This window comes from Ruegeria sp. R14_0 (genome assembly GCF_017743975.1).
Classification (GTDB): domain Bacteria; phylum Pseudomonadota; class Alphaproteobacteria; order Rhodobacterales; family Rhodobacteraceae; genus Ruegeria.
In genome coordinates, this window is sequence record NZ_JAGHRC010000001.1 from 767,766 (window position 1) to 779,790 (window position 12,025).

Here is a 12,025-nt window from a genome sequence, read left to right on the forward strand (position 1 = left end):
ATCTAGGGGCATCAACCAGCCAGTTGGTTGTGCTTGCGCGATACAAACTCTTTGGCAGTTTCCACCGCAACTGCGGCGTCGCGGCAATATGCGTCGGCACCGATGGCCTTGCCGAATTCCTCGTTCAGAGGCGCGCCGCCGACCAACACGATGTAGTCTTCGCGCAAGCCCTGTTCGACCAACGTGTCAATGACCACCTTCATGTAAGGCATCGTTGTGGTCAGCAGGGCGGACATGCCCAGAATGTCGGGCTGTTCGGTTTCCAGCGCTTCCAGGTAGTTTTCGACCGGATTGTTGATGCCGATATCTACGACTTCGAAACCGGCGCCTTCCATCATCATCGACACAAGGTTCTTGCCGATGTCGTGGATGTCGCCTTTCACGGTGCCGATCACCATCTTGCCAACACGTGGCGCGCCGGTTTCGGCCAGCAGAGGCTTGAGGATCGCCATACCGCCCTTCATCGCGTTCGCGGCCAGCAGCACTTCGGGAACGAACAGGATGCCGTCGCGGAAGTCATGGCCCACGATGGTCATGCCACCGACCAGAGCCTTGGTCAGGATATCATAGGGGGTCCATCCGCGTTCCAGCAGGATGTTCACACCTTCTTCGATCTCTTCTTTCAGGCCGTCATAAAGATCGTCGAACATCTGTTCGACGAGTTCGTCGTCATTCAGTTCGGACAGGACGATGTCTTCTTCATCGGACATGGGGCATTTCCCTGTGCTGAGCGGACCGTTGGCCCGTGGTGGCATTTTTTCCGTTTTGGCCATTTCGTCGCAGTAAGACTGTGACGATTGCGACCTCGGCGGCTCCGGGACCGACGTATATGTCAAATTGTTTGCGATCACGATGGAATTTTCTGCAACAACATCCTGCAATCCGTTCACATCCGGGCGAAAACCTCAGTTGGGTGCAAAGGGCAGGGCAGCCAGTTTTGCTTGTTGCAAGCGCGTTGGGAGGTTAAGACTGATGGGGTTGGAACATAACGGGAACAAATATGCCTGCGCACGAGATCAAGGCCCGCGGTGTGGCCAGCAACGAAACAGGTAGATTCGAACGGTTTGCGACGGTGGCCTGCGACGACGGGTGGGCACCAGAAGAAGAGTTGCCCCCACTTAGGACTGAAGTGCGCGAAGAGGTTGCGCGCAGTGTGATCACCTACAACCGTTCGCCCGACTTGCCGTTCGATCGCTCGATCAACCCGTATCGCGGCTGCGAACATGGGTGCGTCTACTGTTTCGCGCGTCCCAGCCATGCCTATCTGGGGCTTTCGCCGGGATTGGATTTCGAAACCCGGCTGATTGCTCGGCCAAACGCGGCCGACGTTCTGCGGAAAGAGCTATCAGCCCCGCGATACAAGGTGGCGACACTTGCGATGGGGACCAACACCGATCCCTACCAGCCGGTCGAGAAACGCCTTGAGATCACTCGGGAGTGCTTGCAGGTTCTTCAAGCATTTCAACATCCTGTGGCAATCGTAACCAAAGGCACCTTGGTTGAGAGGGATTTGGACATTCTGGCCCCAATGGCGCGGCTGGGGCTTGTGCGGGTTGGTATTTCGCTGACGACGTTGAACCCGGATTTGTCCCGGCGGATGGAGCCGCGCGCGCCTTCGCCCGCACGCCGGTTGGCAGCGATCAGGCGGTTGACCCAAGCGGGCGTGCCGGTGCGTGTCATGACCTCGCCCCTCATACCAGGGCTGACCGATCATGAGCTGGAAAGCCTGCTGGAAGCGGGGCGAGAGGCCGGGGCCGATTCCGCCAGTTGGATCATGCTGCGCCTGCCGCGTGAGGTGTCGGAATTATGGCAAGCGTGGCTGCACGAACATGAACCAGCACGGGCCGAGAAAGTCATGTCCAAGCTGCGCGAAATGCACGGGGGGCGGGATTATGACCCGCGCTGGGGGCACCGCATGCGTGGCGAAGGAGAGTATGCGGAACTGGTGTCCAAGCGGTTCCGGTTGGCGGTGAAACGTCTGGAATTGATGACAAAGACAGCGCCCTTGCGGTGCGATCTGTTTGCCAAACCCGCTCAGGCCGGTGACCAGTTAAGCCTGTTTTGAAACGAAAAACGCCCCGGACCAAGGTCTGGGGCGCTGCGAAAATGTCACCGATGATCAGCGGTTTTCGATATCCACGTAATCGCGTGTGGTTTCGCCCAGATACAGCTGACGCGGACGGCCGATCTTGTTCTGAGGGTCCGCAATCATCTCTTTCCACTGGCTGACCCAGCCAACGGTGCGCGACAGTGCAAAGATCGGGGTGAACATGGATGTCGGGAAACCCATCGCTTCGAGGATGATGCCCGAATAGAAGTCGACGTTCGGGAACAGTTTCTTCTCGGCGAAATACGGATCTTCCAGCGCCTGCTTTTCCAGCGCCTTTGCGACCTGCAGTTTCGGGTTGTCTTCAATGCCCAGCAGATCCAGCACTTCGTCCGCCGATTGCTTCATGACTTTCGCGCGCGGGTCGAAGTTCTTGTAGACACGGTGACCAAAGCCCATCAGGCGGAACGGGTCATTCTTGTCTTTGGCGCGTTCGATAAATTCGGGGATGCGATCCACCGAACCGATCTCTTCCAGCATCTCGAGGCATGCCTGGTTTGCGCCGCCGTGGGCAGGACCCCACAGGCAGGCGATACCGGCTGCGATACAGGCGAACGGGTTTGCGCCCGAGGACGACGCCAGACGCACGGTCGAGGTCGAGGCGTTCTGCTCGTGATCCGCGTGCAGGGTGAAGATACGGTCCATCGCACGGCTGAGGATTGGGTTGACCTCATACTCTTCGGCCGGAACGCTAAAGCACATGCGCAGGAAGTTGGATGCATAGTCCAGATCGTTGCGCGGGTACACGAAGGGCTGGCCGGTATGGTACTTGAAGGCCCATGCGGCAATTGTCGGCATCTTGGCAATCAGGCGGTGCGAGGCAACCTCACGCTGATGCGGGTCAGAGATATCGGTTGAGTCGTGATAGAAGGCCGACATCGCGCCAACCACACCCACCATAATCGCCATCGGGTGCGCGTCACGACGGAAACCGCGATAGAAATACTGCATCTGCTCGTGCAGCATGGTGTGGCGGGTGATGGTGGTTTCGAACTGCTCAAGGTCTTTGGCCTGCGGCAGCTCTCCGTACAGCAGCAGATAGCAGACTTCCAGGAAATGCGATTTTCCGGCCAGCTGGTCGATTGGATAACCGCGGTGCAGCAGCTCACCTTTTTCGCCGTCGATGTAGGTGATGGTGCTGTCACAGCTTGCGGTCGACGTAAAACCGGGGTCATACGTGAACACGCCGGCATCGCCGTACAGCTTGCGGATGTCGATTACGTCAGGACCGGCGGTCGGAGAATGAACCGGCAACTCGTACGTTTCACCATGGACTGTCAGAGTGGCTGTTTTATTACTGTCGGTCATAGTGTCCCTTCCTCATTCTTGCGCATGTCGGATCGCTGTCCGACGCTGCGGGCAACGGCTGCGCGCGGGCGCGCAGTCCGGGTGTTAGCGGAGCAGCGTTACCCAAATATGAAGCTTGGGTTTACGTCGCTGCGTCAGAAAGCCGTGCAAGGGTTTCTTCCTTCCCCAACACAAGCATCATGTCAAAAACCGAAGGCGTCACTGCCCGACCTGCCAACACGGCCCGCAACGGACCTGCCAGTTTGCCGAACTTAACCCCTTTCGCTTCTGCAAACGAATTGAGGGTTTGCTCCAGTTCGTCTCGGGTCCAGCTAGCATTTTGCACATGCGGCGTCAATTCTTTCAGTATACCATCGGATACTGAAGCCAGCGCCTTCGCCGCTTTCTCGTCGGACTCGATAGGGCGGGATGCCAAAACAAAGTGCGCTTTTTCAAGCAGTTCCGGGAATGTGCGCGCCCGATCCTTGAGGCAATACATCGCACGTTCCAGATCACCCGATTGTGTTTCCGTGAGGTTAGGCAAATTGGCGGCTTCCAGATACGCTTCAATCTCTTGCCGCAGTGCAGCATCATCGGCGACCGCGATGTGTTGTCCGCACAGGTTTTCCAGCTTTTTCAGATCGAACCGGGCAGGGCTTTTGCCGATTCCATCCAGATCGAACCACTCTTTGGCTTGCGCGTCAGTAAAGAACTCATCGTCGCCGTGGCTCCAGCCCAAACGGGCCAGATAGTTGCGCATCCCGGCAGCCGGGTAGCCCATGGCCTGATACTCCTGCGCGCCCAATGCGCCGTGGCGCTTGGACAGCTTCTTTCCGTCCGGTCCGTGGATCAGCGGGATATGCGCCCAGACCGGGACATCCCACCCCATGGCCTCATAGATCATCATCTGGCGCGCGGCGTTGTTCAGGTGGTCGTCGCCACGGATCACATGGGTCACGCCCATGTCATGGTCATCGACCACTACGGCGAGCATATAGACAGGCGTACCGTCCGAGCGCAGCAGGATCATGTCGTCCAACTGATCGTTGCGAATGGTCACGTCACCCTGGACCTGATCCCGGATGACGGTTGTGCCGTCCTGCGGCGCCTTGATGCGGATCACGTAAGGCGCGACCGGGTGGGTGGACGGATCTGCATCGCGCCAGGGACTGCGGAACAGCGTCGATTTACCCTCGGCGCGCGCTTGCTCGCGGAAGGTGGTGATTTCATCCTGCGTCGAGAAGCACTTGTATGCCTTACCCTCGGCCAACAACTGATGCGCCACTTCTGCATGCCGTGTGGCCCCTTCAAACTGGCTGATCACATCGCCGTCGTGATCCAGGCCCAGCCACTCCATCCCTTGCAGGATCGCAGCCGTGGCTTCCGGGGTCGAACGCTCGCGATCGGTGTCTTCAATCCGCAGCAGGAACTTGCCGCCCCGGCCACGGGCATAGAGCCAGTTGAACAGCGCGGTGCGCGCGCCGCCGATATGCAGAAAACCGGTAGGAGACGGAGCGAAACGAGTGACGACCTGATCGGACATTGTTTGGATTAACCTTTTGGTAACCGTGTCGGGCATAGATTGGCGCCTGTCTAACGAGCCCGAAGGACGGGGGCAACCATGCGTATTCTGGCACGGGTCGAGACCGCATTGCTGAACCAGACAGGGTATTTGTTTCAGTGGTCTCCGGTGTGTCTGGCTGTAGGCATTGGTCTGTACTTCAGCCTCCGGTTTGAGCCGGATTGGCGAACCTACGCAGGTCTTTCGGCTGCGGCGGTCATTTGCCTGGGGATGGCGCGCAGGCTGCCGACTGGCTGGGCTACGTTGGTAACAGGGGGGGCGCTGATCGCGGCCGGGTTCATTCTGGTGGGTGCACGCGCCCATACGGTGGCAGAGCCGGTCCTGTCATGGCGCTACTACGGCCCGGTCGAGGGGCGGGTCGTGGCCATGGATCGCTCTGCGTCGGATGCGCTGCGGGTAACGCTGGATCAGGTGCGCATAGGGGATGTGCCAAAAGATCGGCGGCCGCAGCGCGTCCGGCTTTCCCTGCACGGTGGCGCAGGATCACTGTTCCCAGGTCAAAGGATCATGACAACGGCCCATCTGTCCCCACCACAAGGACCAGTCGAGCCCGGCGGTTTTGACTTCAGACGACATGCCTGGTTTCAACGGCTTGGGGCAGTCGGATACACGCGCGTTCCCGTTCTGATCGCCGCGCCCCCGCAGCCCGAGGGTGTCAGGGTCACTGCCTGGCGGATGGCAATTTCCGACCATGTCCAAGCGATCCTGCCCGGTGAGGCTGGGGGATTCGCCGCCGCCGTCACCACGGGCGATCGCAGTGGGATGGGGCAAGAAACACTGAAATTCCTGCGTGCTTCGAACCTTGCGCACTTGCTGGCGATTTCGGGTTTGCACATGGGTTTGTTGACCGGATTTGTGTTTCTGATGTGCCGCGTGCTGTTCTCGGCGATACCGGTGTTGGCCCTGCGGTTTCCAATTCGCAAATTGGCGGCGGTCTGCGCGATCCTGGCCGGTACGATCTATCTGTTGTTGTCTGGTGGAAACGTCGCGACAGAACGCGCCTTCGTCATGGCCAGCGTCATGTTGGGTGCGATCCTGATCGACCGGCGCGCGATTTCCCTGCGCGCGGTCGCCGTCGCCGCGCTGATCGTTCTTGTGTTACGTCCGGAATCCCTTCTGAGTCCCGGTTTCCAGATGTCGTTCGCCGCGACCACCGCACTTGTGGCCGTATTCGGAGCCTTGCGAGATTTTGGGCCGATGCCGGGGCCGAACTGGTTGAAACCTGTTGCCGGGTTGTTGATGTCCTCGGCCATTGCGGGGCTGGCAACCGCGCCGATCGGTGCCGCACATTTCAACACGATGTCCCACTATGGTCTTTTGGCCAACATGCTATCCGTGCCTGTGATGGGCACGATTGTGGTGCCATCCGCCGTGGTCGCTGCTTTGCTGGCCCCGATTGGCCTTGAGGCGTTGCCCCTGATGGCCATGGGGTTGGGGTTAGAGTGGATACTGACGGTCTCGGAATGGGTGTCGGGTCTGGACGGGGCGCAAGGGTATGTGGTCAGCCCACCGCATTACGTTCTGCCGATGATCGCGCTTGGCGGGCTGTGGGTCGCGTTGTGGCAAGGGCGCGTTAAATGGGCCGGTACCATACCAGTTGTTGCGGCATTGCTGCTGTGGGGGCAGGGTCAGCGCCCCGATATTCTGATCGCGGATACGGGCGGGCTTGTTGGGGTCATGACCGAACAGGGCCGGGCCCTAAGCAAGAAAAAAGGGAGCGGCTTCGTCGCCACCGTCTGGTTGGAGAATGACGGCGACGGAGCCGAACAGCCCCAGGCCGCCAACCGTTGGCCGCAGTCAACGGGGGGCGTTCAGCGTGTGGACTGGCTGGGCAAAGAGGTTCTGCACGTCACGGGAAAACGTGCCGCACAGGGGGTTACCGACTGCAAGGACAATCAGATTGTCGTCTCAGCGGTGGCATTGGATCTGAGCGGAGGCTGCGAAGTGTTCGACCCCAAGCGCCTGTTGAAAACGGGTAGTCTGGCACTGATGGATGGCAAGATCACAACAAGCGCCGAGGCGATTGGAAACAGACTTTGGTCCCCGCGTACCCGCGAGGACCGGGTGTTCAAGCTGGGTCAATAACTGCGGATCAAACCGACAAGCCGACCCTGCACCTTGACCTTTTCTTCGGGCAGAACGCGGGTTTCATACGCCGGGTTGGCGGCCTCAAGCGCGATGGCCTGACCGCGCCGGAAGAACCGTTTCAGCGTGGCCTCTTGATCCTCGACCAGTGCAACCACGATGTCACCATTATCCGCGACCGAAGTTTCGCGGATTACCACGACGTCCCCATCATTGATCCCGGCGTCGATCATCGAATCCCCACGCACTTCCAATGCGTAGTGTTCGCCCTTGCCCGACACCATTGTGCCCGGTACAGCGACGCGGTGGGAAACGTGGCTGATCGCCTCAATCGGCACACCGGCGGCGATGCGACCCATCACAGGCAACTCCATCGCATCCACGGTCACCGGTTCAAAATTCGCAGGGCGGGGACCAGAGGGCCGGTCGCCCTCAATCACGCGCGGCTTGAAGGCCGCAGTGGGTTCGCCACCCAAACTTTCGGGCAGTTTGACAATTTCGATGGCGCGCGCGCGGTGGGCAAGTCGCCGGATAAACCCGCGCTCCTCCAGCGCCGTGATCAGCCTGTGGATGCCAGACTTGGACCTTAGGTCCAACGCGGCCTTCATTTCATCGAAACTGGGCGGAACACCGTCCGCCTGAACGCGTTTGTGGATGAATTCCAACAAATCCAACTGCTTCTTGGTCAGCATTGCTCACACCTCGTCGGTCATGCGTTTTCTTTTGTTCTACGCATGTTCACGTTTTGTGTCAACGGATTTGAACGCGCCTCAGATTGGCAGGTACTGAACCTCATCGTCAGCGGGCCGCGCCGGATCGTGCGGTGGGCGGACCAACAGGGCGTTCGCTTGCGCCAGAACGCTGAGCAGCGAACTGTCCTGATCGGGGCAGGCGCGGATACCGGCCTCGTCACGGATCGCGCGCATATAGTGCTCGCGCGGGCCATTCTCGGCCAATGGCTCTGTCAGGTGCGCGGTTTGAAACGGAGTCAGAACCTGCTCGGCTCCCAGCATTCGGCGCACCATTGGCAACAGGAAGAGATAGCCGCAAACCATTGCACTCACAGGGTTTCCCGGCAATCCAACCATTGCCGTCTGACCAATCCGACCCGCCATCAAGGGTTTGCCGGGACGCATGCGGATTTTGTAGAACGACTGCTCCATTCCCAAACCGGTCGAGACATCGGACACCAGATCGTAGTCACCAACCGAAGCGCCGCCGATGGTGACAACCAGATCGGCCCCTTCCGCCAGTTCGAACGCGGTGCGCAAAGACGAAACCGTGTCTTGAGCGATGGGAAGGATGCGGACATGGGCACCGGCCTCTTCCAGCAACGCCTTCAGGCCAAAGGTGTTCGACGCGATAATCTGGTCGGGGCCCGGAACCTCGCCAGGCATCACCAGCTCATCCCCGGTCGAAATCAGTGCGATCACCGGCTTTCGTGCAACGGGCACAGCGGCGATGTTCATCGCGGCCATCAGGGCGACATCTTCTGCGCGTAGTCGGCGCGGTGCCGAGATTTTGGTTCCGGCGGTGAAATCAACACCCGCCGGGCGGATATTGGTTTTGGGGCCGGGCAGGTCCGAGATCGTAATCAGATCTCCACGACGCTCTGTATCTTCTTGGATTACAACGAAATCAGCGCCTTCGGGAATCGGTGCACCCGTAAAAATACGCACGGCCTGGCCGGGGCCGACCGAGCCTTGAAAACTTCGCCCGGCGGCTGACTCACCGATGACCTTGAACATCGCATGCAGCTCGACTTCGGTGGATTTCACTGCGTAGCCGTCCATGGAAGAGGCTGCAAACGGGGGCTGATCGCGCGTGGCCTGAACGTCCTGTGCCAGAACGCGACCAGCAGCGTCAGACAGCGCGACTGTTTCGCTTGGCAGTTGCGAGACCAGATCAAATAGCAGCGCGCGGGCCTCTTCGACGGTGATCATGTCGCCTCGTAACGTCCTGATTTACCGCCATCTTTCAGGAGGACACGAATGCCGCCAATCTCCATCGCCTTGTCCACGGCCTTGGTCATATCATAGACTGTCAGCGCAGCGGTTGAGACTGCGGTCAGCGCCTCCATCTCGACGCCGGTCTGGCCGGATGTCTTGACCGTTGCCTGCACCTGAACGCCGGGCAAGTCCGGGTCCAATGTCAGCTCGACCGAAACCTTCGTGACCGGAAGTGGGTGACACAGGGGGATCAGATCGGGTGTCTTTTTGGCCCCCATGATGCCCGCAAGACGCGCAACGCCCAGCACATCGCCTTTTTTGGCGCGGCCCTCGGAAATCAGGTCAAAGGTGTCTTGCGCCATCTTGATATTACCAGCTGCGACGGCGACCCTGTCGGTAACCTCTTTGTCCGAGACATCAACCATATGAGCCTGCCCCTGAGCGTCGAAATGGGTGAGCGGCATCACATCACTCCGGGGATCAGCGGATTGGCCAGCAGGTGGCGGGTTGCGGTTGCAACGTCATCCTGACGCATCAGGCTTTCACCAATCAGGAAACAACGCGCGCCATAGCGGGCGATGTCGGCCAGGTCCTCGGGCGTACTCAGACCGCTTTCGCACACGATTGTCCGATCGGCTGGCACCAGCTTGGACAAGTGCCGGGTCGTATCAAGAGACGTCTCGAAGGTCTTGAGATTGCGGTTATTTATACCAATCAGGCTGCTTTTCAGCTGAGAGGCCCGCTCAAGCTCTTCCCGATCGTGAACCTCAATCAGAACGTCCATGCCCCAGTCAAAAGCGGTTTGTTCCAGTTCCGCAGCCTGTTCGTCATCGACCGAGGCCATGATTATCAGGATGCAGTCAGCCCCCAAGGCGCGTGCCTCGACCACCTGATACGGGTCGTACATGAAATCCTTGCGCAAGGCAGGCAGCGAGGTCGCCGCGCGGGCAGCGGTCAGGTACTCTTTGGCGCCCTGAAAGCTTGGGGTATCGGTCAATACCGACAGACAGACGGCCCCACCTTCTTCATAGGCCTGGGCCAGCGCAGGTGGATCGAAGTCCGGGCGGATCAAGCCTTTGGAAGGACTGGCTTTCTTGACCTCGGCAATCAAACCGTACCCCCGGCGTGCGGCGGTGCGCAAGGCGTCAGCAAATCCGCGGACCTCGGGGGCGCTGCGGGCTTCGCCTTCCAGCGTCGCAAGCGGTTTTGCGGCCTTGTCGGCTTCGATTTCTTCCAGTTTATAAGCTTTGATCTTGTCCAGAACCGTCTCGGTCATGCGGCCTCCTGCGTTATTCGGGCCAGTGCCGCGATTTTGTCTTTGGCTTTTCCGCTGTCGATGCTGTCTTTTGCCTTGGCGACGCCGTCTTTCAGGTCGTCGGCTGCATCCGCGACGACCAGAGCCGCGGCAGAGTTCAGCAGAACCGCATCACGATAGGCCGACGGCGCGCCATCCAGCAACGCGCGGAAGGCGACGGCGTTTTCTTCGGGCGTTCCGCCCAGAATGTCTTCGAACGGATGAACGGGCAGTCCTGCATCTTCGGGGTGCAGTTCGACCTCTTTGACCACGCCATCCTCGAGGGAGGCGACCCAGCTTACGCCCGTGATGGTCAACTCGTCGGTCCCGTCTGATCCGTGCACCAACCAGGCATGTTCGGCCCCCAAAAGACCCAGCGTTTCAGCCATCGGCCGGATCAGGTCGCGGCTGAATGCGCCGGTCAACTGGCGTTTCACCCCGGCCGGGTTCGTGAGTGGGCCGAGGATGTTGAAAATCGTGCGCGTCCCAAGCTCTTGCCGGCTGGGCATGACATGGGCAATCGCAGGATGGTGCATAGGCGCCATCATAAAGCCGATACCGGCGTCTTGCAGGGCCTTTTCAACAGTTTGCGGGCCGACCATCACGTTGATGCCCATCTGTCCCAATGCATCTGCTGCACCGGATTTCGAACTCAGGTTGCGGTTGCCGTGCTTTGCAACGGTGACGCCTGCACCCGCCACAACAAAGGCGGTTGCGGTCGAGATGTTCAGGGTGCCTTTACCGTCTCCGCCAGTGCCGACGATGTCCATCGCCCCGGCCGGTGCCTGCACCGCATTGCACTTGGCGCGCATCACGGCCGCAGCCGCGGCGTATTCCTCCACGGTTTCACCACGGGTGCGCATGGCCATCAAAAGCCCGCCGATCTGGCTGGGTGTGGCTTCGCCGTCAAACAAGATACCAAAGGCCTGTTCAGCCTCGGCGCGGGTCAGGGGCCGGTCGGCGGCGGCTCCGATCAGCGGTTTCAGAGCGTCGCTCATGCGGGAACTTTCATCTCGGACAGGAAATTCTTGAGCAGGGCGTGGCCATGCTCGGAAGCGATGGATTCGGGGTGGAACTGAACGCCATGAATGGGAAGCTCTTTGTGCTGCAGGCCCATGATTGTGCCGTCCTCAAGCTCTGCCGTGATCTGAAGGCAATCGGGCAGGGTGGCGCGGTCAACGATCAGCGAATGATAACGTGTCGCTTCAAACGGGGACGGCAGCCCGGCAAACACCCCTTTTCCGGTGTGGTGCATGGTGCCCATCTTGCCGTGGACAATCTCATGACAACGGATGACATCGCCTCCAAAGGCCTGACCGATCGTCTGATGCCCAAGGCACACACCCATCAGCGGCGTCTTGGTCTCAGCCGCGGCTTCGGTCAGGGCCAGACAGATCCCGGCTTGATCCGGATCGCAGGGACCGGGGCTGAGAAGGATGCCAGCCGGGTTCATGGCCATTGCTTCCTGCACATCCAAGGCGTCATTTCGCCGAATGACCATTTCGGCGCCAAGTTCGCCTAAATAGTGTACGAGGTTGTAAGTAAACGAGTCGTAGTTGTCGATCAGCAGCAGCATTTGGGCACTTGTCTCGGCTTAGGCATTTCAGACTGGCGATGCAGCCCTTTGCCACGGTATAATGTCGGGACATACATGCTCAGGCTTGCGGGGCAGCGTCAAGAGGACATCCTGTTCCCAGCGCAATCGCAGGCCAAAGGCGCGA

The 12,025-nt window shown here is 59.7% G+C and carries 11 protein-coding genes; 2 read left to right on the forward strand and 9 right to left on the reverse strand.

Annotated elements, in window-relative coordinates:
- Nucleotides 1–11 precede the first annotated feature (11 nt).
- Nucleotides 12–710, reverse strand: a complete 699-nt coding sequence (locus J7416_RS03820) for a B12-binding domain-containing protein (RefSeq protein WP_170424530.1) — start codon at nt 708–710, stop codon at nt 12–14.
- Between the two features lie 290 nt (nt 711–1,000).
- On the opposite strand from J7416_RS03820, the gene J7416_RS03825 reads away from it, so the two are divergent.
- Entirely contained in the window at nt 1,001–2,065 is a 1,065-nt protein-coding gene (locus tag J7416_RS03825) for a PA0069 family radical SAM protein (RefSeq protein WP_209223222.1), read from the forward strand.
- A gap of 54 nt (nt 2,066–2,119) precedes the next feature.
- Here J7416_RS03825 and gltA read toward each other — a convergent pair whose 3' ends face one another.
- A complete protein-coding gene (gltA, locus tag J7416_RS03830; RefSeq protein WP_209223224.1) occupies nt 2,120–3,415 on the reverse strand; it encodes a citrate synthase in 1,296 nt (431 codons plus the stop codon).
- 121 nt (nt 3,416–3,536) lie between these two features.
- A complete protein-coding gene (gltX, locus tag J7416_RS03835; RefSeq protein ID WP_209223818.1) occupies nt 3,537–4,937 on the reverse strand; it encodes a glutamate--tRNA ligase in 1,401 nt (466 codons plus the stop codon).
- Between the two features lie 78 nt (nt 4,938–5,015).
- Here gltX and J7416_RS03840 point away from each other — a divergent pair, with 78 nt between their 5' ends.
- On the forward strand, nt 5,016–7,061 hold the full coding sequence (locus tag J7416_RS03840) for a ComEC/Rec2 family competence protein (protein ID WP_209223226.1): 2,046 nt from the start codon (nt 5,016–5,018) through the stop codon (nt 7,059–7,061).
- Here J7416_RS03840 and lexA read toward each other — a convergent pair.
- The 6 genes from lexA to J7416_RS03870 form a co-directional block, all read right to left on the reverse strand.
- Nucleotides 7,055–7,753: a transcriptional repressor LexA gene (gene lexA / locus J7416_RS03845; RefSeq protein WP_170424540.1), complete on the reverse strand. Its 699-nt coding sequence runs from the start codon at nt 7,751–7,753 to the stop codon at nt 7,055–7,057. The genes J7416_RS03840 and lexA overlap by 7 nt on opposite strands.
- A 78-nt stretch (nt 7,754–7,831) precedes the next feature.
- Entirely contained in the window at nt 7,832–9,004 is a 1,173-nt protein-coding gene (gene glp / locus J7416_RS03850; RefSeq protein WP_209223228.1) for a gephyrin-like molybdotransferase Glp, read from the reverse strand.
- Complete coding sequence (moaC, locus tag J7416_RS03855) at nt 9,001–9,474, reverse strand: cyclic pyranopterin monophosphate synthase MoaC (protein WP_209223230.1); 474 nt, start codon at nt 9,472–9,474, stop codon at nt 9,001–9,003. Before moaC ends, glp begins: the two co-directional genes overlap by 4 nt.
- On the reverse strand, nt 9,474–10,286 hold the full coding sequence (trpC, locus tag J7416_RS03860; RefSeq protein ID WP_209223232.1) for an indole-3-glycerol phosphate synthase TrpC: 813 nt from the start codon (nt 10,284–10,286) through the stop codon (nt 9,474–9,476). The genes moaC and trpC overlap by 1 nt, the downstream gene beginning before the upstream one ends.
- Nucleotides 10,283–11,302 carry an anthranilate phosphoribosyltransferase gene (gene trpD / locus J7416_RS03865; RefSeq protein WP_209223234.1) on the reverse strand — a complete coding sequence of 340 codons (1,020 nt, stop codon included), beginning with the start codon at nt 11,300–11,302 and terminating at the stop codon, nt 10,283–10,285. Before trpD ends, trpC begins: the two co-directional genes overlap by 4 nt.
- Nucleotides 11,299–11,880 carry an aminodeoxychorismate/anthranilate synthase component II gene (locus J7416_RS03870; RefSeq protein WP_209223237.1) on the reverse strand — a complete coding sequence of 194 codons (582 nt, stop codon included), beginning with the start codon at nt 11,878–11,880 and terminating at the stop codon, nt 11,299–11,301. The genes trpD and J7416_RS03870 overlap by 4 nt, the downstream gene beginning before the upstream one ends.
- Nucleotides 11,881–12,025: the final 145 nt, after the last annotated feature.